Raw genomic sequence first — 19,984 nt, forward strand, 5'->3', positions numbered from 1 at the left:
AAAAGGGGGGAAAGCAAGAAAAATGGAAAAAACCCCCCCCCCCCCCCCCCGCACTCGGCTGGGCCCTCGCTCGGTGCATAGCCACGCCCCAACGTCCAACCTCCTCAACGAAAGCGAAGCCATCACCATGCCCGTTCAAACGAAACCCGAGAACCACACGCTCGACCTGACCTCTATTGGCGACGCCGCCCAGGAGCTGTTTGCCACGGCGGCGACGCCCGAGGAAGTCGCCGCTCTGCGCGACGAGCTGCTGCGCCGCGTTGCCGAGTGCGCGAACGCCGCCCGTCGCGAGATAGCCGAAGAGGCCGAACGCAAGAACCTCGGCGAATAGAGCCAGCGGTTCATCAAGCCGGCAAAACGTCCGGAAATCTTCTCCTCGAACGATCAAAGCTTGCTTAAGAATCGGAAGGCCCCTCGCTCGCCACTGGGAGCAAGGGGCCTTCCGCGAAAGAGGGCGCTTCCGCGTTCCGCTACGCGTTCGCGACCGCCGAAGCTCCGGCGATGCGACCGAACACGATGAGGTCGGTGAACGAGTTGCCACCCAGGCGGTTACCGCCCTGCACGCCGCCCGTCACCTCGCCGCAGGCGAACAGGTTGCCGATGGGCTCTCCTGACGCGGTGCACACCTGCGCCTCGGTGGTGATGCACAGGCCGCCCATGGTGTAGTGGATGGTGGGGATGCGCTTGGAGGCGTAGTACGCCGGGTCGCTCACCTCGGAGCCCAGCAGCTCCTTGCCGGGCGTGATCTGGGTGTCCACGCCGGCTTTCACGCAGGCGTTGTACCCGTCGATCGTCTCGACCAGCGTGTCGGCGGGCACCCCGATCTGGCCGGCAAGACCCTTGATGTCGTCGGCCTTGAAGCTGTGGCCCTTCTCCACCAGATCGGCTATCTCCTCGGTGCGGTCGTCCTTGATGTCGGTGGAGTCCACGATGAGCCACATCTCGTCGTTGGGTTGCTCGAGGATGGCGTCGGCAATGGTGTCGCGCCGCTCGTCCTCGCGCACGAAGCGCTTGGCGTCGTCGTTCACCATGACGTAGTTCTCCACGCCCAGCCAGTTGCCCACGAACGTGGCCACGCCGCCGTTCTGCGGGTCGCCCAGCGGATGGATCTGCACGAGCTCCATGTTGCGAAGGCCCGCGCCGACACCTTCGCCCAGGCCCAAACCGTCGCCGGTGGACGAGCACACGTTGGAAGAGGGCATGGTCTCGGTGACGCGCTTGTCGTACTGCATGGCCAGCTCTGCGTTGCGCGAGTAGCCGCCCGTGGCCAGCACGACCGACTTCGCCTTCACGCTCACGGCGGCACCGGACGAGGGGCGCGTGCCGGTCACGCCCGTGACCTGGCTGCCTTCCTTTACGAGCGACTCAACCTTCGCGTCGGTGTAGAGCGTGACCTTGCCGGACTTGTCGGCGCAGTCCTTCAGGCACGACACGTAATAGCTGCCGCCCTGCTCGCCCTTCTTCTCCACTTCGACGGCATGGCCGCGCTGCCACAGGCCGCCGATGGCCGTGAACGGCTCTTTCTCGTAAACCAGGCCGTGGTCCTCCATCCAATGCACGGCGTCGAGCGCGTTATCGGCGAGGATGCGCACGAGGGCCGGGTCGCCCAGCTCGTCGCCGCCTTCGAACGTCTGCTGGTAGAACAGGTCGGGCGAGTCTTCGATGCCGAGGGGCTCCTGGCGCTCCGGGTCGGGGGCGTTGAGCGTGCCTTCGCCGGCGTTCGTGTTGCCGCCGTAGATGTCCATCTTCTCCAGCATGACCACGGTCTTGCCGGCTTCGGCCGCCGTCACGGCGGCTGCGAAGGCCGCGCCGCCGGACCCGACGATGCAGACGTCGCATTCCTCGTCGATGGCCGGTGCCGGCTCCATGCCCGTGTCGGCCTTCTTGAGCGCCTTCACGTTGCCGCCGGCCTGGTCGACGCAATCGGCCACGGCCGTGGCGAACGCCATGGACGACAGCGACGCTCCCGTGACACCGTCGAAGTTGAGGCTCTGCGCCTGCAGGTACTTGTCCTTGAGGATGTCGATGGCCGCGTCGCCGATGTTGCGGCTCTCGTCGTGCTCGACCTCGATGGCGTCGATGGCGTCGTCGGTGAACGTGACCTTCACGTTCACGGCCCCGTTGCGCCCTGCGGCGCTCGCCTCGTACGTGCCCGCCTGGTAGGACTGCTCGGCGGCGCTCGAGGCCGATCCGCCCTTCGGCGCGCAGCCGGCCAGGCCCAGCACGGCCAGCGCCATGGTGGCGGCGCTGCCGCAGAGGAACTGGCGGCGGTTGAGCTGGAAGCGCTTGCGCGCGTTCTCGTCGATGCGCCGCATGGCCGTTTCCATGCGCTCGCGGGCGACGATCTCGTTGGGGTTCTGAATCATGGCTCCTCCTTGATGGTTTTCCCTCGCCGTGCCGGTCGCCCGAGGCGCCGCACGTTTCCCGTTCGCGAACGGCGATTGCACCAAGGGAGGGAGGGGTGTGCGCCCGCCGCTCGCGATAACCGCATCATGCGCCCCGCCGCGCGGCGACGCCAGTACACGGACCGGGTGTTTCCGCCGATGAGGGCATGACACGAACCGGGTGATTCGCTAAACGAAGGCGATTTCGCACAAGGCTTCGACCCTGCGGAGGTCGCCTTGGCCTATACTGGGAGCATGGATTCGAACGAGGCATACGACCCCATTCCGCTGGAGGACGCCGTCCAGACCGCAGGGCCGGACGAACGCGGCATGATGACGGAGCTGTTCTACGCGTTCAACACCGTCATCACCCTGCAGGCGTTCGGCGACCCCTCGCAGTGCCGCGCGGCGTTCGCCGACGCGCGCGCCGCCTGCCGCGTGTTCGAGCGGCGCTATTCGCGCACGCTCCCCCATTCCGACATCGCGCGATTGAACGCCGCGAAGGGCGGGCCCGTGACCATCGCCTCCGACACGGCCGCGCTGTTGCGCGCCGCTCAAGGATACTGCGCCGACAGCGAGGGCAGGTTCGACATCACCATGGGGTCGGTGGTTCGGCTCTGGGATTTCCACAACGGCGTCGTTCCCCCGCGCGAGCGCATCGGCGCGGCCCTCGAGCACGTGGACTGGCGCACGCTGCGCGTATGGGAGGAGCCGGACGGCTCGGACGGCGAGGCGCAGGCGTTCGCGCAACTGGACGACCCGTTGGCGGCCGTGGACGCGGGCGGCATCGCGAAGGGCTGGATCGCCGATGCGCTGGCCGAGACGCTGGCGGCGCACGGGATAGGCGCGTTCATCGTGAACCTGGGCGGCAACGTGGTCGCGCACGGCGAAAAGCCGGGCGGCGTGCCGTGGCGCATCGGGCTCCAGGATCCGCGCGACAAGGAGGGCGTGGTGGGCGCCGTGGAGGTGCGCGACGCCTCGGCCGTGACGAGCGGCGTGTACGAACGCTGCTTCGAGCGAGACGGGGCGTTCTACCACCACATCCTCGACCCGGAAACCGGATACCCCGCCGAGACGGACGCGGCGGGAGCCACCGTGCTCGCCCGCCGCTCGCTGGACGCGGAGGGGTATTCCACCACCCTGCTCGCGTTGGGCATAGAGCGCGGGCGGGCGTTCGTACGAGAACATCCGGCCATCTTGGCGGCATACTTCGTCGACGCCGCCGGAAACGTGCACACGGCTTGACGCGCATGTCGTCGTCTTGGGTGCAGGCCGCGCAGAGTCGGCGAGCGAACTGCGCTACTGCGCCACTATCAAATCGAGAATCTCCTGCTTGGAATGCACGTCGAGCTTCGCGTAGATGTGTTTCGAATGCGAGCGCACCGTGTTCTCGGATATGAACAGGCTCTCGGCGATGTAGCTTTTCGATCGGCCCTTGCACAGCAGCTGCAGCACTTCCACCTCACGCGGCGTGAGGCCGTGCTTCTGCCCCAGGGCGGCGCATCCCGCGTCGATGCTGGCGAACGCCGATTGCTCCGGCGTGGGAAGATCGAGGTCGGCGAAGATGCGACGCTGCGAGAACGTGCTTTCGTTGAGGGCGAACACGGCGGCGATGGTCAGCACGTACGCGAGCACGGCGAGCACCGTCGATCCGGCGTCGTTGAACCCGGCCGCCCTTCCTCCCAGCTCCCCCAAGGCGAACGGCAGAGTGTAGGCGATCCAGCCCGAGCCGAAGATGACGAAGGGCGACGTGCTCGAATGATGCGCCACGTCGGCGAGCATCACCCAGAACAGCATGACCACGAGCGTCTGCGCGATGGACACCAGCAAGAGCGCCCAGGCGGCCCATTCCGGCCCGATGACCGGCAGGAAGAAGAGCCCCGTGGCCGTGAACAGCAGCGTGGCCTGCCACAAGGCCGAGAACCGCAGAAGACCGCCGCGCGCGAACACCCACCATAGCACCGCGAGCGCCACCACGACCTCGGCCCCGTGGTGCACCGTGGTGGCGAGCCACACCGGCAACGGGGCCACCTCGATGGGCATGCCTTGGATGGCGCCGATGATAAGGCTGTACGCAGCCACGCCGAACAGTATCTTCCAGGGTATGGACGTGGGGTTCTCGCCGTAGAACAGGCGCGGTTCGCGCTTCACCGGGGGCTGGAGCCGGAGAGCGCGGCGCACGAGCGCTACGGACACGAACGGCAGCGCCGCCAGCACGACGGCCGCCGGCAGGGGCGGCAGCACGTCGATGGGGATCTTGCATGCCGAACCGACCGCCATGGCGGCGAAGATGCACGCGATGGCGTCGCGCACGTCGAGGCGCGCGTAGAACGGCGCCCATTGCAGGTAGAGCCATGCGACGCCGATGCCGGCCGCGACGGCCGCCACGATCGCGCTGGCGAAACCGGTGACGGGCAGCGGCAACACGAGCAGCACCGTGGCGGCCGCCTGCAGCACCGCCAACGGCCAATCGAGCCGGGGCGCGATGCGCTTCATGTTCCGTTTCCACGCCAGCAACATCACCACCAGCATGAACGCCGAAAGCGCCAAGTAAAGAGGGATGCCCACGAGCACGCCGCCGAAATCGAGGTCGACCCGGTGCGCCACGCAGTATATCCACACATGCGGTGCGAAAATCCCCAGATAGGCGATGTCGAAATTCCGGAAAACGTGCGGCAATCGCTCGTTGTCGATCGTTTCCGCCCCGACGGCCACAGCGCCTCCTCCTTATCGCATTCCCCTTGCGGCGCGATGCGCCCCGAACACCCCGTCCGCAAGACGCCGCGTGCCCATTCTATCGCGCCGTGCGCCTTTTCGAGCAGGCGAATTCGGCACCGAAAGCAAAACGGGCACCGCGTTGCGATGCCCGTCCGCTATGCCATGCGATTCGAATGCTAGGAGAGCACCGTTTCCTCTTCGCGCTCCTCCAGGGGAGCGGGAGCCTCGGCCAGCGGGTTTTCCGGGACGAAGGGCTCGAACAGCGGCTCGCCGTTCTGCGACAGCTCCACCATGCCGGTGAGGACGTCGACGTACTGGTAGGACTGACGGGCCGTGCGCCCGCGCTTGCGGTCGACCTCCAAGATGAACAGCTGAGGGTGCACCTGCATGAGCACGCCTTCGCTTTCGACGATCTTCGAGCGGCCCATGTTCGCGCGCACTTTCAGGCGTTGACCGACGAAGTCATGTAACGTATCATGGATGGAGTCAACGATTTTGGCTTGTTTAGCTAAATCCATGCTCACTCTTTCTCGCGTGTGCCGTTATACAGAAATCACAAAGCGAGATTATACCACCTTGGTCAATACTCTACAGAATCTGCACGGATATGTTACTTTTCGCTAACCATAAGTTGACGACCGGCCTTTTAGACGCCTTTTAGAGCCGTTTCGGCTACACCCCGGCAAGAGCCTGCAGGGCCCTCCCCATGCGAACGAAATCTTCGAGGGCGAGCGCCTCGCCGCGCAGCCTGGGATCGACCCCCGCCTGTTCGAAAAGCTGCGGAAGAACCGCCGCCACGCGGGCGCCCTCCACACCTCGACCGGCGAAGTAGGTTTTGCAGGAGTTCGAAAGCGTTTTGCGGCGGTTGGCGAAAGCCGCGTCGGCCATGGTCGCGGCGGCTTTGAGCGTCGTCGCGTCGAGAGGCGCGCCGCTCCCGTCGTGCAACGTGCGGCGGTTCAGGCGCAGCACGGCGCTCTCCACGCGGGGCGGCGGGAAGAAGTTGCCGGGACCCACGGCAAAGCGGCCGGCCGGCTCGGCGTACAGGCGGAGCTTCACCGTGTAGGCGCCGTAGCTCTTCGTGCCCGGCACGGCGGCCATGCGGTCCGCCACCTCTTTCTGCACCATGACGGTGGCGCTTTCGAGCGAGGGGAACCGCTCGAAGTAGTCGAGCACGACCGTGGCCGCCACCGCATACGGAAGGTTGGCCACCAGCTTGTTCGGCAGGAAGCCGTCCAGATCGGCCAAGTCGTCCGCAGCGAGGTGGAGGGCGTCTTTCTCGATGAGGGCGAAGCGGTCGGACCAGGGGGCGCAGGTTTCGGCCAGCACGGCGGGAAGGTCGGCGTCGCGCTCGACCGACACCACGCGGGCGGCATGCTGCAAGAGCGCGATGGTGAGCGTGCCTATGCCGGGCCCCACCTCGAGCACCGCGTCGCTCGACTCGACTTCGGCCAGCGCGACGATCTTTTGCAGGATAGCGTCGTTGACGAGGAAGTTCTGCCCCAGCGAGTACTTCGTCGTCAGGCCATGCGCTTCCAGCACGGCGCGCGTCTCCGACACGCTGGCGAGCGGCGAGAGCCTAGCCACCGTTCTTACCGCTCGATCGCTTGTCGTGCGCGCGCTTGGCGTCTTGCTTGCCGCCTCGTTTCCCTTGGTTGCGCGAAGGCTTGTTGCCGCCATCGGATTTGCTCGACGGCTTTCCGGATGGTTTGGCGCCGTTCGACCCCAAATCGAGCTTTGGTTTGCGCGTCGGATTCGACTCGACGCCGGCGTCGTCGCGGGTTTGAGCCGCCGGGCCCGGAGCAGAAGCGTCGACGCCGGGCGGCGGCGCAAGCGGATGCTCGACGGCCTCGGCCGTGATCTCGCCGTCCTCGTCGATCCTGCCCACCCAATCGAGCACGCGCTCCAGGGAGAAACCGGCGCACGACAGCGAGGAGCGCACCACGCCCACCAGGGGCTCGAAGCCGTGCGGGTCGCCGCCTTCGCCCACCACGTGCAGCGTCGCCGGCCGTTTCGACTGCTTGCGGGCATCGGTCCAGAAGTAGGGCTGCAGCCGGTCGAGCAGCGCCTTCAGCTGGGCGGGCGCCCCGGCGAAGTACACGGGAGACACCACGATCAGCTCGTCGGCGGCGTCGACGAGCTCGTAGATGTCGGCCATGTCGTCGTCGACGACGCAGCGGCGGAGCGCTTCGTCGTCGGCCCCGCCACCTCCCGGCTCGCGCGCCGATCCCTCGACCAGGGCCTTGCAACCGTCGCATCCTTGGCAGGGGTCGATCTGCAGCGTGGACACCGGCGCGAGCGCCACCTCGTCGTCGGGGCACTCGTCGATGCACGATTCGAACAGCAGCTCCGCGAGCGCAGCGCTGCGGCCGTTCGCGCGCGGCGACCCCACGATGATCAATCGGTTCATATGCGTTACGCCCTTTCGTCCGAACGGGAATCATCTGCGCTGTCCAGCGTCGCGAAGGCGCCGGCGTAGAACGACTCGGCCGCCTTGCGCTGCCAGTCGGTCGGCTCGCGGTCGAGCAGGCTGCGGGCGTTCGCCATGAGCCGCCGCAGCAGTGCCTCGCGCTCCTCGCCCGGCGCGCAGCCGCGCACCTCGGCCAAGCGCTCGGCCGTGAACACGACGTGCTCGGGCCCGCAGACGGTGCCGCGCAACGGCTCGGGCGTCATGTAGGGCGCGTCCGTCTCGGTGAGCAGGCGGACCGCCGGCACGCGCGCCGCGGCTTCGCGGGTATCGTCGCTCTTCTTGAACGTGAGCGGACCGCCGAACGCCACGTAGCAGCCGGCCTCGACCCACGGCTCGAGCACGTCCCAATCCAAGTTGAAGCAGTGCAGCAGCGTTCCCGCCTCGGGAAAGCCCTCGTCCCGCATGATGGCCAGGGCCTCGTCGTGCGCCTCGCGCACGTGCAGGATGACCGGCAGGCCGCATTCCTCGGCCACGCGGACCTGGCGTCGAAACGCCTCGCGCTGGTCGTCGCGCGGCGAGAAATCGTAATGGTAGTCCAGCCCGATCTCCCCCACCGCCGCCACGCGCGCGTCGGCCAGCCGCTCGCGCAGGACGGCCTCGAGCCCGTCGTCGTAGTGCTTCGCGTTATGGGGATGGCAACCGGTTGCGATGCGGACCCGCGGCACGCGCGGGCAGGGAGTTCCTCAACATCGGCGGACGAGCTTGGCCGTGTCGACCGCCGCCTCGTGTTCCCAAGCGCTCAACCGATCGAAGGTAGTGGAGCCGTCCTCGTGCACGTCGGATATGGTGCAGACGAAGCCCACGCCGTTCGCGGCGCAGCGCGCCAGGGCGAGCGCGGGGTCGTCCAGCAGCTGCAGGTGCGCATGCGTGTCGGCCACCAGCGCCTCGAGCTGGGGCGCGTCGACGGTGTCCCACTTCCCGTGCTTGCGCTTGCGGTGGAACAGCGTGTCGAAGAACACGGGGTCGGCGTCGGTATGTTGCTCGTCGGGCATACGGAACTATTCCATATCCAAATCGATGGCGTCCATGTCCAGGCGCGGGAACAGGGGATCGCCGATCTCCACGGCGTTGCCGGCGGGCAGCTGGCCCCAGGCGGTGGCGGCCTCGATGTCGGTCACGGCCGTCACGTCGCCCAGCGACAGGCGGCGGAACACCTCGGCCGACGTGTTGGGCATGAACGGCGCCATGTACAGCGCGATGATGCGGATGGCCTCGAGCGCGTTGTAGATGACCTCGGCCAGCTCGCCGGCGGTCTCCTCGCTCTTCGCGAGGTTCCAGGGTGCGCTCTCCTCCACGTAGAGGTTCACGCGGCTCGCCAGCTTCTGCACCGCGGCGGCCGCGCCCGTGAAGTCCACGGCGCCCAGGGCCGCGTCGTACTCGGCGTACAGCTCGTCCGAGATCGCGCGCAGCGGGTTCTCCTTGGCCAGCACGTCGGCGGGCACCTCGGGCACCTGCGAGTCGAAGTACTTCTTCGTCATGTTGAACACGCGGCTGCAGAGGTTGCCCCAGGTGTTCGCCAAATCGGCGTTGTACACCTGCACCATGCGCTCCATGGAGATGGAGCCGTCGGCGCCGAACTGCACGTCGCTCATGAAGTAGTAGCGGTACGCGTCCACGCCGAACACGCGGCACAGGTCGGCGGGCTTGAGCGCGTTGCCCTTCGACTTCGACATCTTCTCGCCCTTCGTGAGCAGGAAGCCGTGGCCGAACACCGTGTGCGTGATGGGCATGCCCGCCGCCATGAGCATGGCCGGCCAGATGACGCAGTGGAAGCGCGTGATGTCCTTGCCCACGAAGTGGTACTGCATGGGCCAGCGCTCGTCGAACTCGCCGGCGCGCTCGCCCTCGTCGCCGTAGCCGATGCCGGTGAGGTAGGCCAGCAGCGCGTCGGCCCACACGTAGGCCACGTGCCCCTCGTCGAACGGCAGCGGCACGCCCCAGTCGAACGTGGAGCGCGAGATGGACAGGTCCTTCAAGCCGCTCTTCACGAACGACACGATCTCGTTCTTGCGCGTCTCGGGACGGATGAAATCGGGGTTCTCCTCGTAGAACGCCAGCAGCTTGTCCTGGAACTCGGACAGCTTGAAGAACCAGTTCTCCTCGCCGCCCGCCTTCTGCACGGGGCGCTTGCAGTCGGGGCACACCAGCTGCCCTTCCTCGTTCTTCTCGAGGTCGCTTTCGGCGTAGTACGTCTCCTCGTGCACGCAGTACCAGCCCTCGTAGCTTCCCTTGTAGCACCAGCCGCGGTCGTAGAGGTCCTGCCAGAACTTCCGCACGCTCTTCGCGTGGCGCGGCTCGGTGGTGCGCACGAAGTCGGTGTAGGTGATGCCCAGCATGTCCCACGCGTCGCGGAACGCGGGCTCCATGGAATCGCACCAGTCCTGCGGGGTCATGCCCTTGTCGGCGGCGGTGTCGGCCACCTTCTGGCCGTGCTCGTCCATGCCCGTGACGAACGCGACGTCGTAGCCGTTCATACGCTGGTAGCGCGCCACGGTGTCGGCCGCGATGGTGGTGTACGCCGTGCCGAGGTGCGGGGCCGCGTTGACGTAGTAGATGGGGGTGGTGAACGAGTAGGTTCCCTTTGACATGGTGCTTCCTTTGTTCTCGGGGCTGCCGGGCTCATGGTGTCCGGTCGGCCGGGTCGGTCGGCGCGCTCCGCGCATGATGCGGACGCCGGGTCGCGCTGGCTCCGCGGCGCGACAGAGCAAAGCTCTGCGGTTCGCGACGAAGGCAGCAACTGTTTATTCTAGCATGCGTGCGTGCGCCGACGGCCGACTGGGAAAATCATCCGCGAATGTTTCATGCGAAACATGCGTTCGCCCCGCACCCGTCCGACCCTCCGGGGACAGTTTGGTGTAGTCGGCGGTTATAATGGATGCATGTCCACCCTCCCGCCTGCCCCGCCCCGCCTATCGAAAGAGGGACCCGATGAAAGCACAGCCGATCCTGCGCCTGCTCGGCTGCATGCTGCTGGCCTGCGCCGCGATCTGCGGCGTGCTCGCCGGATGCGCGCCGTCGACGTCCGAAGGCGAGCGCGCCCGCGTGAAAAGCGACGTCGAGGCGATGGCCGACCTGGAGGAAACCGTTAGGGAACCCGAGGCGACCGAGGTTCCGCCGTCGAGCGAACCGGAACCCGAAACGCAGCCCGCACCCGCCCCGATCACGTCGCCGGAAGCCGTGCTGGCCGAGGGCGCGGCCGTCGAGGAGCGCATCGCGAACGGCGACGCCTCGGCTAAAATATGCTACCTGACCTTCGACGACGGCCCTTCCGACAACACGCTCGACATCCTGGGGACGCTTCGGAACAAGGGCGTGTACGCCACCTTCTTCATCAAGGGCAACTCCGATCGCATCGATTTGGTGAAAGACATCTCGGACGCGGGGCACGGCATCGGCTTGCACACGTTCACCCACGACTACGCGCAGCTGTACGCCAACGACAACGCCTACTTCGCCGATCTGGCGGCCGTGCAGGACGCCGTGTCGTCGCGCATCGGCCGCACGGTCGACATCGTGCGCTTCCCCGGCGGCACGTCGAACACCGTGTCGGCGAATTACAGCAAGGGCATCATGAGCCGCCTCGTGCAGAGCGTTCCCGCCCAGGGATACCAGTTCTTCGACTGGAACGCGTCGGGCGGAGACTCCGCGACCCCGCCCCCACCGGCCGCCGACATCGCGGCGAACGCGCTCGGCGGTGCCGGCGGCATGCAGCGCGTGTGCGTGCTCATGCACGACACCACCGTGAAGCGCACGACGGTCGAGGCCCTGCCGGCCATCATCGACGGGCTGCGCGAGCAGGGCTACACGTTCGGCATCCTCACGCACGACACTCCGCCGTTCCACCATGGAGCTAACAACTAGAGGCCAGGGGCGCGAAGGTCGCGGGCGAGCCCGTAGTCGATCAGCGCGCCCGAAGGCGTTTTCCGCCAAGCTTCCTCCTCGTGCGCGCAGGCCGAAAGCTCCGCGCAGCTGGAAAAGCCGTTCGCGAAAGCGGCGACGGCATCGAGGCGCGACGCCTCTTGGGGCGAGAACGCCGAAAGGTCGGCACCGCGATGCGCGACGACCACGCGCCCGTCGCCCTGCTCCCGATACGTCAGCGCCTTGCCGTCGACGAGGGCCGCCATGACGAGGTCGTACTGGTCGGGCACCGGACCGTAATCGGCCCGCGCGTAGCGCAGCCCGGTGAACCCGACGCCTTCGTCGCGGTACGCCGAGAAGTCCAAGTAGAACAGCACCTTGTTCAGCTTCGTCACGAACAGGTTCCCCACGTGGGCGGCAAAGTACACGACCACCTCGCGCAGACGGTCGGCGTCGAGCGCCCTCATGCCGGTTTCGGGCGCGACCCCGCGCGGCAGGCAATCCAGCAGATCGAGGCGCACGACCGCGTAGTCCATGCGGCTCGTCGCCTGCTGGTCGACCGCTCGCAGCGCGCGCTCCCGCTCCTGCGCGCTCAAACGAAGCGCGCCGTCGCGCAAGCGCTCGCGCAGAAACCGCGGATCGCGCGCCCGGCGGAGCAACTCGGCATGGGACTCCGACGGAAGGGCACCGCCCTCGTAACGTTGCACGCTGGCGACGCCGACGCCCAGCACGGCCGCGAACACCCGTTGCGAGAACCCGTAGCGCCGTCGCAGCGCCACGATCTCGTCGGGTTGGGGGATGCCCCTAGCCTCGCGATAGGCCCCGTACATCTTCGCGAAGTTGCGATCGACAAGAACCGGCTCGGGTATGCGGTTCTCGCAATAAGGACAAACCGCATACTCGAAGTCGTCAGTAACGGCGCAACCGCGAACGTCGATCGTCTCGCGAACCGCTTCAATGGTCGCCTCGACCTGCCGTTCGCATTCCGTGCAAAACGTCGTTATCGTGTTCACGCATCACCCTCCAAACCGTACGGGAAAGCCAAGGGACGTTCAGCCTCGTGAAAGGAAACGCACAGGCAGCGCACCTCCCCGCCTTCCACGAAGGCGACAAGCTTGATGTAAACCTGGTATCGAGCAATATACTTCCCGAAAACCCATACATCATGCGGCCGCCCTTTGCCATCGGGCAACGGTCCTTGAGAATAGTTCCCAACGCGCAACGAACGCACTTCGCGGAAAACGCTCGGGCGATCATATCCGACCTGCCGCATAAAACGATGCGTTTTCGACTCGACCCGCTCTGAGCCGAGCACAAAGAAACGCTCGAGCCTTGTCGCACGCACCAAGGCCAGCACGGCCTCGATTTTCCACTTTTCCGCAATCGCTTCCACGGGCGAACCATCCAATCACATCAAATGATGTGACCACTATAAAAGAAATGCAGACCTTTGTCGATACGATTCACCTCAATTGATGTGCTACTCGAAGTAAAACAAGTCTTCGAACTTCTTGTCCAACGCGATGCACAGCACGAGCGCGAGCTTTGCGGTGGGGTTGAACAGGCCGGTTTCAATGGACGAGATGGTCTGTCGCGAAACGCCCACCAAGTGGGCCAGCTCTGTTTGGGACAACCCCGCTTCGGCACGCGCCGCCTTCAAGCGGTTGCACAGCTCCAGCTCGCCGTCGTTGTCGTGCACGTTGTCGAACCCGAGGGAAGGCATCTTGATCATGATCGGCCCCTACATCGTGCCCATGATGTACTTGGCCGCGAACGACACGGCGCCGAAGGCCGCCAAAACACCGAAAAAGATGCCCGCCTTCATCCGGTACTGGTGAAACTGCCAAAAGCCCATGGCCGCCACACCGGAAAGCATGATGGCGCCTCCTTGGCTGGTGTCAAGGCCCCGGAACACGTTCCAAAGGAACAGGATCAGCCACATAGCCAGCATGGCGCCGACCATGACCACGCTCTGCCGCTGGTTCAGAATGCGGAACCGCTCGTCGGCACCGCGGTTGTCCTTGCGGTTCTTCTCCAAGATCTCTTCTTTGTCCATAAGAACCTCCTTCGGCTCACTGCGATCGGCTCCATTGATTTATCAGCTGTCAAGTGCCAAGTTTTCTTGTCATTATGATAAGTATACTTGGCAGACAATGAAGATGCAAGAGGCAGGGCATCAACGGTGCGACGCGGAAGGGAAACCGAAGAGCGACAAGCGGCGGAAAACTGCTATCATCCCTGCCTATGAAACGCATCGCCAAGACATCCGAGAACGCCGCAGCCACCGACGCCGCCGCGCCGCGCAGGCGTTGGCCGCGAAGGCTGGCCATCGCGCTCGCGGCGGTCGCAGTCGTCGCGGTGCTGGTCGTGGCAGCGTTCCTCGTGTACGCGGGCGATTATTACCATGACGCGGATGCCGACCACGAGAACCTCGCCTCCACGGCGCAGATCCCCGTGCATCAAAGTGCAAGCTACGTGGCGTTCGGCGACCCCGGGGCCGAGGTTGGGATCGTGTTCTACCCCGGGGCGAAGGTCGAGTGCACCGCGTACGCCCCGCTCATGCGCGACCTGGCCGAGCGCGGCTACTTGGCCGTGGTCGTCGAGATGCCCTTCAACTTCGCGTTTTTCAACGTGAACGCAGCCGACGAGGTGCGCGCGGCCTATCCCCAGGTGTCTTGCTGGTGGGTCGGCGGCCACTCGCTCGGCGGGTCCATGGCGGCGCAGTACGCGGCCGACCACGCCGACGACGACGCGCTCGCGGGCCTCGTGCTGCTGGGCGCGTACACGGCAAGCGACCTTTCCGCCACCGACCTGGGCGCCGTCGTGGTGTACGGCTCGGAGGACCGGGTGCTCAACCGCGACAAGCTGGCGGACAGCGAAGCGCTCATGCCAGACGGAACGCTTATCGTGGAGATCCCCGGAGGCAACCACGCCGGCTTCGGCGCATACGGGCCCCAAAGCGGCGACGGCACAGCCGCCATCGACCCGGACGAGCAGCAAGAGCAGACCGCCGATGTCGTCGACGCGTACATCGCGCGGCAAAGCTCCTCGCCACTCGCTGAAGCCGCCTAGCCTTTCTCCGCCCGACGCGGTGGACGGCTCGCCCCGTCCCTTCCCGACCCCCTGCCCGAACCTACGCGCACAGCGTGACTCCCGCAAGCGCGGTGCCGCAACGAACAGCCGAAACGCCGCATGAAGCGCGTCGGATCCATCCTATCTACACTCGTGTCACACGTATTCTTAAGGTATGTGTTGCTTTGCCAACGAGCAGCCTTTGCACCGCCGTTCGTTCCTATACTGAACGTCAAGCGAATCCCCTGACCACTGTCCGAAGGAGCCTGCATGGCCGGGACGCACCGCCCCATCCTTGCCGTCGCCGAATCGGCGATCACCGCCTTGGCGCTCGTCGGGCTGTTCGTCGTCCAGGTTCAGTTCATCGGCACCGCGATGGGCTTCCCCGCTTTGCGCACCATTCCCGAGGCGTCCGCCCTCGAGCTGCCGGCCGCTCAGGACGGCCCCATCGAAGCCGAGTACTGCAGCGAGGCGGTGGCCGCGCGCGACCCGGACAACCCGGCAGGCCGCACGTCAACGCGGCTCGAGCTGGAAGACTCGTGGTTCGAAGGCGGCTCGCAGCGCTACCACCACGGCATCGCGACGGGCTGCGCGGTGCTCAGCGCCGTATGCAATTCCGAGTCGCATTTCTACGGCGGCGTCGACGACGGCGTTCCCTACGCCGAACGCGCGCTGGGCTCCCTGGGCTTCACGCAGGTGCGCACAGACTCCTACGCCCTGCGCAGCGCCGTGCTCGATCAGATGGCCGCGCTGGTCAACGGGTCGCACGACGTGGCCGCCTACACGTTCGCGAGCAAGCGGATATCCCCTGATGACGCGACGGGGGTCGTTTCGGGAAGCGATCCCGACCTGCTCGTGTTCGTGGGAATACGGGGAAGCTACGGTGCGGAGTGGCTCAGCAACTTCAACCTTCCGGACGCAACGCCTTCAGGCGCCGACCATCGCGGGTTCAAGACGGCGGAGCAGGAGGTCGAGGCGTCGCTCGAACGCTACCTCGACGAGATCGGCGCGGATCCCGCGCGAACGCGCATCGTGGTCACCGGCCACAGCCGCGGCGGGGCCATAGCGAACCTGCTGGCCGCCGATCTGATAGACCGCGCAGGCGGCTCCGACGCCCTGGCCCCGGCCGATCGCGTTTTCACCTACACGTTCGCCGCCCCCTGCTCGACGCAGGCGAACGACCGCGGCGGCGAAGCCTACGCGGGCATATTCAACGTGGTGAACCCCTCCGATCTGGTGCCGCAGCTGCCGCTTCCCGCCTGGGGTTACGGGCGCTATGGCACCACCGTGGAGTTGCCGGGGCTCGATGACGCCCGCTTCGCATCGTCGCTCGCCCTCATGCAGCAGGCGTTTCGGGCGAACACGGGGCTGCTGAACTCCTACGACGTCGAATCGTTGGCCCAGCTCGATTCGTTCGACGCCTCAGCGGCGCAAAGCCTGCCCACACTCGAGAGCCTTTTAAACCCGGCCGGCTTGGTCTCCGCGGCCCAAGCGCTGCTCGGCGTCGACCTGGATCTCGCGATGACCTCCCACTATCCCGACACCTACATAGCTTGGATGCAGGCCGTGGACGGGGACGCGCTCACGTTCGTCCGGCAAGGCTGAGCCGGGACGGCGGCTGTTGGCGTTCAGCGAAGTTTGGCCCGCCGCTCGCGCCAATCGGGCATATAGGTGTCCATGAGGTCTTTGAACCGCTGGCCGTGGCCGCGCTCGCGCAGGTGGCACAGCTCGTGAACCACCACGTACTCCAAGCATTCCGGCGGATAGAGTGCAAGCCTCACGTTGATGCAGATGCGCCCCGTGGCGGGCTGGCAGCTGCCCCAGCGGCTCGTCATGTTGCGGTAGACCAGCTTCCCCGCCTTCACGCCCATGAGGGGCTCCCACGCCTCCACCAGCGCCGGCACGCACACCTCCACCACGGCGCGCCAGGCGGCGACCTCCTCGGGCGACGCCTGCGCCGCCTCGACGCGAGGGGACGAGGCGACCTCGGCGCGTTTCGCATCGATCCAGGCGCGCTTCTCGCGCACGAAGGCGGCCACGACGGCGTCGGAAGCGCGTGGCGGCGCCGACACCTCCACCCGCCCGTCCGGCGCCTTAACGCGCAGGTTGATGTTCTTCACGCGCTTGCGCACCAGGCGCACGGTCAGCCCGTCAACCTGGAGTTCGACGGGTTCCGCCGCCGGTCCCCGCCGCCTCGACGGGCGGCGCACCGTTGACGCAGGGTCTTTCGTTCGGGCGGCGCGCACGGCGCCCCCGCCTCGTTCGACCATGGCGCGCCCCTAAGCTTCGAGGGCCAGATCGTACGCCACGTTGCGCGCGATGCCGAACTCGTCGGCCAGAGCCCGCGCGACGTCCTTTTTGCGCATGCCCGCGGCTTTGAGCTCGGCGGCGCGGGCGGCGGCGGCCTCGCGCGCGCCGAGCGCGGCGGCGGCTCCTTCGGCCGCGTTCGGACCGTCCACCACGATGACGATCTCGCCCTTCACGCCGCGCCCGCCCTCGGCGGAGCGGGCGGCGAACTCGTCGCGCACGGCGGCCACGGGGCCGCGCACCACCTCCTCGTGCAGCTTCGTGAGCTCGCGGCACACGGTCACCTCGCGTTGCGGCAGCGTCGCGGCCAGCGCGGCCAGCGCGGCCGCGAGCCGGTTCGGGCTCTCGTAGAACACGAGCGCCGCGTCGAGCAAGCGCAGGGAATCCAGCAGCGCGCGCCGCTCGGCGTCCTTGCGCGGGAAAAAACCGCCGAAGTAGAAGCGGGGATTGTCGCATCCGCTGGCCACGTACGCCGTGGCGGCCGCCGTGGGGCCCGGCAGCACCTCCACGGGGGCTCCCGCCTCGCGGGCCGCCCGCACCAGGCGCAACCCCGGATCGGACACGCCCGGCATGCCGGCGTCCGAGCAGTACGCCACCGTCTCGCCGTCAAGCACCCGCTGCACCACGCCCGCGCCGCGATCGGCGATCATGGCCTCGTCCAGGCGTTCCAGGCGCTTCTCTATGCCGTAGGCCGCCAGCAGCCTGCCCGTCACGCGCGTGTCCTCGGCGCACACGACGTCGGCCGCGCGCAGCGCCGCCAGCGCGCGCTCGGTCATGTCGCCCAGGTTCCCGAGCGGCGTGGGACAGATGACCAGCTTTCCCGTCACGATCGGCACGCCCCTAGCGGTTGCGCCGCATGAGCACGAACGCCACCACCAGAACCACGACGGCCACGACCACCACGCCGCCTATGATGAACGGCAACGGGCCGTCCCCCGTGCAGGCCAAGCTTCCGTAGCATTCCATGCCAACCGCTCCCTTCCCACCGCGTCGCCGCGCCACGTCGTTGTTCGCTCCATGATCGCACACTTCGGCCCGCTCGCCCAGCGCACGGCGGCCTGCGCACGGGGACGTTCGCCAAACGCCCACGACCGCGCGGACGCCGGCGCCTCGCCCGCAACCCGCCGCGCGCGCAGCCTCCGCGCGGCCGCAAGCCGCCGGCCCTCACGCAGCCCAGCCCCCGCCCCTCGCTCCGCTCCTCCCCCGGCCCCCTGCCGCCCGCCCCTCGCCAACCGCCCCTAGCCGATCGCCCATTCCGCGCCCGTCCGTCGTCCCTAACCGCCCGCACGTCTCCGCCTGCCGTCCACCCCTCGCAAACTGTTCCCTCTCCAACGGGCGTTCCCGAACATGAGCGCCCGGTTCCCGACGGGCAACCGTTCGCCGCACGCGACGCCCTTCCGCCAACGGGCTCCTATACTGAGGAGGTTGGCCTGCGCGCGACGGCGCAACCCGGCCCCGCCGCGCTCCGAGAACAGGAGATAGCCATGGCACCTTCCCCGAACGTCCCTGCCGCACCTCGACCCTACACCGACCTCGACAAGCTCTTCATCGCCGGCGCTTGGCGCGACGGCGGCAGCGGCGAGACCGCGCAAGACGTGAACCCCTACAACCAGGACGTCCTGGCAACCCACGTGCTGGCCGACCGCGCCGACGTGGACGAAGCCTACGCCGCCGCCGAGCGCGCCCAGCGCGAATGGGCCGCAGCCGCCCCCGCCGAGCGCGCCGCCGTGCTGAGGCGCGCCGTGGACATCTTCGACGCACGCCACGACGAGCTGGTGGAGTGGTGCCAGCGCGAATCGGGCAGCATCCGCGCCAAAGCCGAGTTCGAGGTGGGCGCCGCCCGCAACATCACCGAGGAGGCGGCGTCGTTCCCCTACCGCATGCACGGCGACATCTTCCCCTCCGACACGCCGGGCAAGGAGAACCGCGTCTACCGCCAGCCGCTGGGCGTGGTGGGCGTCATCAGCCCGTGGAACTTTCCCTTGAACCTGTCGAACCGCTCGGTCGCCACGGCACTGGGCTGCGGAAACGCCGCCGTGCTGAAGCCCGCCAGCGACACGCCCGTCACGGGCGGCCTTCTGCTGGCGAAGATATACGAGGAGGCGGGACTGCCGGAGGGGCTGCTGTCGGTGGTCGTGGGGCGCGGCAGCGTCATCGGCGACTACTTCGTGGAGCACCCCGTGCCGAAGCTCATCTCGTTCACCGGCTCGACCGAAGTGGGTCTCGGCATCGGCGCGAAAACGGCCGGCGGCCCCCGGCTCAAGCGCGTGGCGTTGGAGTTGGGCGGCAACTGCCCGCTCGTCGTGCTCGACGACGCCGACGTGGCGCACGCAGTGGACATCGCCGTCATCGGACGCTTCCTGCACCAGGGGCAGATCTGCATGAGCACGAACCGCATCATCGTGGACGCGTCGCTGGCCGACGAGTTCACCGAGCGCTTCGTCGACCGCGCGCGCAAGCTCGTGTGCGGCGACCCGCTGGACCCCGCCACCGACATCGGCCCCATCATCAACGAGTCCCAGCTCGCCGGGTTGCAGCAGAAGGTGCGGCGCGCCAAGGAGCAGGGCGCCCAGGTGCTGCTGGACGGCGAGCCGGACGGCCTCGTCATGCCGCCCGTCGTGTTCGGCGGCGTCGACCCCGCCTGGGACATCGCCTTGCAGGAGAGCTTCGGCCCGCTCGCGCCCATCATCGTGGCGCACGGCGAGGACGAGGCCCTGCGCTTCGCGAACATGAGCGACTACGGCCTGTCGTCGGCCGTCGTCGGCACCGACGTGGAGCGCGCCACCGCGTTCGCCCGCCAGATAGACGCCGGCATGACGCACGTGAACGACATGACCGTGGCCGACGAGCAGCACGTGCCCTTCGGCGGCGAGAAGAACTCCGGGCTCGGCCGCTTCAACGGCCGCTGGGTCTTGGAGGAGATGACGCGCACGCATTGGACGAGCGTCCAGCACGCCCCGCACCCCTATCCGTTCTAGGAGTCGAAAACCCCAGGTCGCCCGCACGTGTCGTGCGGGCGACCGCCTTGTAGCCGGCATCCTGCGCCAGCAGGCTTCCGCCGCGGCGGAAGCACGGCGCAAGATCGCTCACCCCCCTCCCCAAATTCGCTTGAAGCGCGTTTCAACCTGGTTGCAAACCTGCGTGCATGATATGCTATTCGGGTTAAAGCAAATCAGAC

21 protein-coding genes are annotated in these 19,984 nt (G+C 67.2%); 6 read left to right on the plus strand and 15 right to left on the minus strand.

Going from position 1 to position 19,984, the window contains the following annotated elements:
• Positions 1–127 precede the first annotated feature (127 nt).
• Positions 128–331, plus strand: coding sequence for a hypothetical protein (locus tag C1878_RS16110; RefSeq protein WP_114602585.1), 204 nt, complete (start codon positions 128–130; stop codon positions 329–331).
• Between the two features lie 139 nt (positions 332–470).
• Here C1878_RS16110 and C1878_RS16115 read toward each other — a convergent pair whose 3' ends face one another.
• Positions 471–2,366, minus strand: coding sequence for a flavocytochrome c (locus C1878_RS16115; protein WP_114602586.1), 1,896 nt, complete (start codon positions 2,364–2,366; stop codon positions 471–473).
• 273 nt (positions 2,367–2,639) lie between these two features.
• On the opposite strand from C1878_RS16115, the gene C1878_RS16120 reads away from it, so the two are divergent.
• Complete coding sequence (locus tag C1878_RS16120) at positions 2,640–3,629, plus strand: FAD:protein FMN transferase (RefSeq protein ID WP_114602587.1); 990 nt, start codon at positions 2,640–2,642, stop codon at positions 3,627–3,629.
• 54 nt (positions 3,630–3,683) lie between these two features.
• On the opposite strand, the gene C1878_RS17030 is transcribed toward C1878_RS16120, so the two are convergent.
• The 7 genes from C1878_RS17030 to metG all read right to left on the minus strand — a co-directional run bounded on the left by C1878_RS17030 (position 3,684) and on the right by metG (position 10,157).
• Positions 3,684–5,099, minus strand: coding sequence for a LuxR C-terminal-related transcriptional regulator (locus C1878_RS17030; protein WP_304466037.1), 1,416 nt, complete (start codon positions 5,097–5,099; stop codon positions 3,684–3,686).
• A gap of 179 nt (positions 5,100–5,278) precedes the next feature.
• Positions 5,279–5,620 carry a Veg family protein gene (locus C1878_RS16130; protein WP_080144552.1) on the minus strand — a complete coding sequence of 114 codons (342 nt, stop codon included), beginning with the start codon at positions 5,618–5,620 and terminating at the stop codon, positions 5,279–5,281.
• A 154-nt stretch (positions 5,621–5,774) separates the two neighbouring features.
• Positions 5,775–6,686: a 16S rRNA (adenine(1518)-N(6)/adenine(1519)-N(6))-dimethyltransferase RsmA gene (gene rsmA / locus C1878_RS16135; protein ID WP_114602588.1), complete on the minus strand. Its 912-nt coding sequence runs from the start codon at positions 6,684–6,686 to the stop codon at positions 5,775–5,777.
• Complete coding sequence (locus C1878_RS16140; protein WP_114602589.1) at positions 6,679–7,509, minus strand: flavodoxin family protein; 831 nt, start codon at positions 7,507–7,509, stop codon at positions 6,679–6,681. The genes rsmA and C1878_RS16140 overlap by 8 nt, the downstream gene beginning before the upstream one ends.
• Positions 7,510–7,514: 5 nt before the next feature.
• Entirely contained in the window at positions 7,515–8,234 is a 720-nt protein-coding gene (locus C1878_RS16145; protein WP_114602590.1) for a TatD family hydrolase, read from the minus strand.
• Between the two features lie 18 nt (positions 8,235–8,252).
• Positions 8,253–8,561 carry a nitrate ABC transporter substrate-binding protein gene (locus tag C1878_RS16150; protein WP_114602591.1) on the minus strand — a complete coding sequence of 103 codons (309 nt, stop codon included), beginning with the start codon at positions 8,559–8,561 and terminating at the stop codon, positions 8,253–8,255.
• Between the two features lie 6 nt (positions 8,562–8,567).
• A complete protein-coding gene (gene metG, locus C1878_RS16155) occupies positions 8,568–10,157 on the minus strand; it encodes a methionine--tRNA ligase (RefSeq protein ID WP_114602592.1) in 1,590 nt (529 codons plus the stop codon).
• Positions 10,158–10,497: 340 nt separating this feature from the next.
• On the opposite strand from metG, the gene C1878_RS16160 reads away from it, so the two are divergent.
• The gene (locus C1878_RS16160; protein WP_158539851.1) at positions 10,498–11,430 is read left to right on the plus strand and encodes a polysaccharide deacetylase family protein; all 933 of its coding nucleotides are present in this window, start codon (positions 10,498–10,500) and stop codon (positions 11,428–11,430) included.
• On the opposite strand, the gene C1878_RS16165 is transcribed toward C1878_RS16160, so the two are convergent.
• From C1878_RS16165 to C1878_RS16180, 4 genes are all read right to left on the minus strand, one after another.
• Positions 11,427–12,440, minus strand: coding sequence for a type II TA system antitoxin MqsA family protein (locus C1878_RS16165; RefSeq protein WP_241963798.1), 1,014 nt, complete (start codon positions 12,438–12,440; stop codon positions 11,427–11,429). The two genes, C1878_RS16160 and C1878_RS16165, sit on opposite strands and share 4 nt — an antisense overlap.
• Positions 12,437–12,820 (minus strand): toxin, encoded by a 384-nt coding sequence (locus C1878_RS16170; protein ID WP_114602594.1) that lies wholly within the window; start codon positions 12,818–12,820, stop codon positions 12,437–12,439. The genes C1878_RS16165 and C1878_RS16170 overlap by 4 nt, the downstream gene beginning before the upstream one ends.
• Before the next feature lie 87 nt (positions 12,821–12,907).
• On the minus strand, positions 12,908–13,159 hold the full coding sequence (locus C1878_RS16175; protein WP_114602595.1) for a helix-turn-helix transcriptional regulator: 252 nt from the start codon (positions 13,157–13,159) through the stop codon (positions 12,908–12,910).
• Positions 13,160–13,168: 9 nt separating this feature from the next.
• Positions 13,169–13,483 carry a DUF6442 family protein gene (locus C1878_RS16180; protein ID WP_114602596.1) on the minus strand — a complete coding sequence of 105 codons (315 nt, stop codon included), beginning with the start codon at positions 13,481–13,483 and terminating at the stop codon, positions 13,169–13,171.
• Between the two features lie 188 nt (positions 13,484–13,671).
• Between C1878_RS16180 and C1878_RS16185 the strand changes: the two genes are divergently transcribed.
• Positions 13,672–14,499 carry an alpha/beta fold hydrolase gene (locus C1878_RS16185; RefSeq protein WP_114602597.1) on the plus strand — a complete coding sequence of 276 codons (828 nt, stop codon included), beginning with the start codon at positions 13,672–13,674 and terminating at the stop codon, positions 14,497–14,499.
• A gap of 270 nt (positions 14,500–14,769) precedes the next feature.
• Positions 14,770–16,104 carry a lipase family protein gene (locus tag C1878_RS16190; protein WP_114602598.1) on the plus strand — a complete coding sequence of 445 codons (1,335 nt, stop codon included), beginning with the start codon at positions 14,770–14,772 and terminating at the stop codon, positions 16,102–16,104.
• 23 nt (positions 16,105–16,127) lie between these two features.
• On the opposite strand, the gene C1878_RS16195 is transcribed toward C1878_RS16190, so the two are convergent.
• From C1878_RS16195 to C1878_RS17020, 3 genes are read right to left on the minus strand one after another with little or no spacing between them, the layout of a single operon-like run.
• A complete protein-coding gene (locus C1878_RS16195; protein ID WP_114602599.1) occupies positions 16,128–16,769 on the minus strand; it encodes a M48 family metallopeptidase in 642 nt (213 codons plus the stop codon).
• 9 nt (positions 16,770–16,778) lie between these two features.
• The gene (gene rsmI, locus C1878_RS16200) at positions 16,779–17,633 is read right to left on the minus strand and encodes a 16S rRNA (cytidine(1402)-2'-O)-methyltransferase (RefSeq protein WP_114602611.1); all 855 of its coding nucleotides are present in this window, start codon (positions 17,631–17,633) and stop codon (positions 16,779–16,781) included.
• Positions 17,634–17,646: 13 nt separating this feature from the next.
• Positions 17,647–17,772: a hypothetical protein gene (locus C1878_RS17020; RefSeq protein WP_255417937.1), complete on the minus strand. Its 126-nt coding sequence runs from the start codon at positions 17,770–17,772 to the stop codon at positions 17,647–17,649.
• Between the two features lie 518 nt (positions 17,773–18,290).
• Here C1878_RS17020 and C1878_RS16205 point away from each other — a divergent pair.
• Positions 18,291–19,784: an aldehyde dehydrogenase family protein gene (locus tag C1878_RS16205; RefSeq protein ID WP_114602600.1), complete on the plus strand. Its 1,494-nt coding sequence runs from the start codon at positions 18,291–18,293 to the stop codon at positions 19,782–19,784.
• The last annotated feature ends 200 nt before the right edge of the window (positions 19,785–19,984 follow it).

The sequence above is a fragment of the Gordonibacter sp. 28C genome, assembly GCF_003339845.1.
Lineage (GTDB): Bacteria > Actinomycetota > Coriobacteriia > Coriobacteriales > Eggerthellaceae > Gordonibacter.

Coding starts and splice junctions, on each gene's coding strand:
- C1878_RS16110 (WP_114602585.1), top strand. CDS start 128: ATGCCCGTTCAAACGAAACCCGAGAACCACACGCTCGACCTGACCTCT.
- C1878_RS16115 (WP_114602586.1), bottom strand. CDS start 2,366: ATGATTCAGAACCCCAACGAGATCGTCGCCCGCGAGCGCATGGAAACG.
- C1878_RS16120 (WP_114602587.1), top strand. CDS start 2,640: ATGGATTCGAACGAGGCATACGACCCCATTCCGCTGGAGGACGCCGTC.
- C1878_RS16130 (WP_080144552.1), bottom strand. CDS start 5,620: ATGGATTTAGCTAAACAAGCCAAAATCGTTGACTCCATCCATGATACG.
- C1878_RS16140 (WP_114602589.1), bottom strand. CDS start 7,509: ATGAACCGATTGATCATCGTGGGGTCGCCGCGCGCGAACGGCCGCAGC.
- C1878_RS16150 (WP_114602591.1), bottom strand. CDS start 8,561: ATGCCCGACGAGCAACATACCGACGCCGACCCCGTGTTCTTCGACACG.
- metG (WP_114602592.1), bottom strand. CDS start 10,157: ATGTCAAAGGGAACCTACTCGTTCACCACCCCCATCTACTACGTCAAC.
- C1878_RS16160 (WP_158539851.1), top strand. CDS start 10,498: ATGAAAGCACAGCCGATCCTGCGCCTGCTCGGCTGCATGCTGCTGGCC.
- C1878_RS16175 (WP_114602595.1), bottom strand. CDS start 13,159: ATGATCAAGATGCCTTCCCTCGGGTTCGACAACGTGCACGACAACGAC.
- C1878_RS16180 (WP_114602596.1), bottom strand. CDS start 13,483: ATGGACAAAGAAGAGATCTTGGAGAAGAACCGCAAGGACAACCGCGGT.
- C1878_RS16185 (WP_114602597.1), top strand. CDS start 13,672: ATGAAACGCATCGCCAAGACATCCGAGAACGCCGCAGCCACCGACGCC.
- C1878_RS16190 (WP_114602598.1), top strand. CDS start 14,770: ATGGCCGGGACGCACCGCCCCATCCTTGCCGTCGCCGAATCGGCGATC.
- C1878_RS16195 (WP_114602599.1), bottom strand. CDS start 16,769: ATGGTCGAACGAGGCGGGGGCGCCGTGCGCGCCGCCCGAACGAAAGAC.
- C1878_RS17020 (WP_255417937.1), bottom strand. CDS start 17,772: ATGGAATGCTACGGAAGCTTGGCCTGCACGGGGGACGGCCCGTTGCCG.
- C1878_RS16205 (WP_114602600.1), top strand. CDS start 18,291: ATGGCACCTTCCCCGAACGTCCCTGCCGCACCTCGACCCTACACCGAC.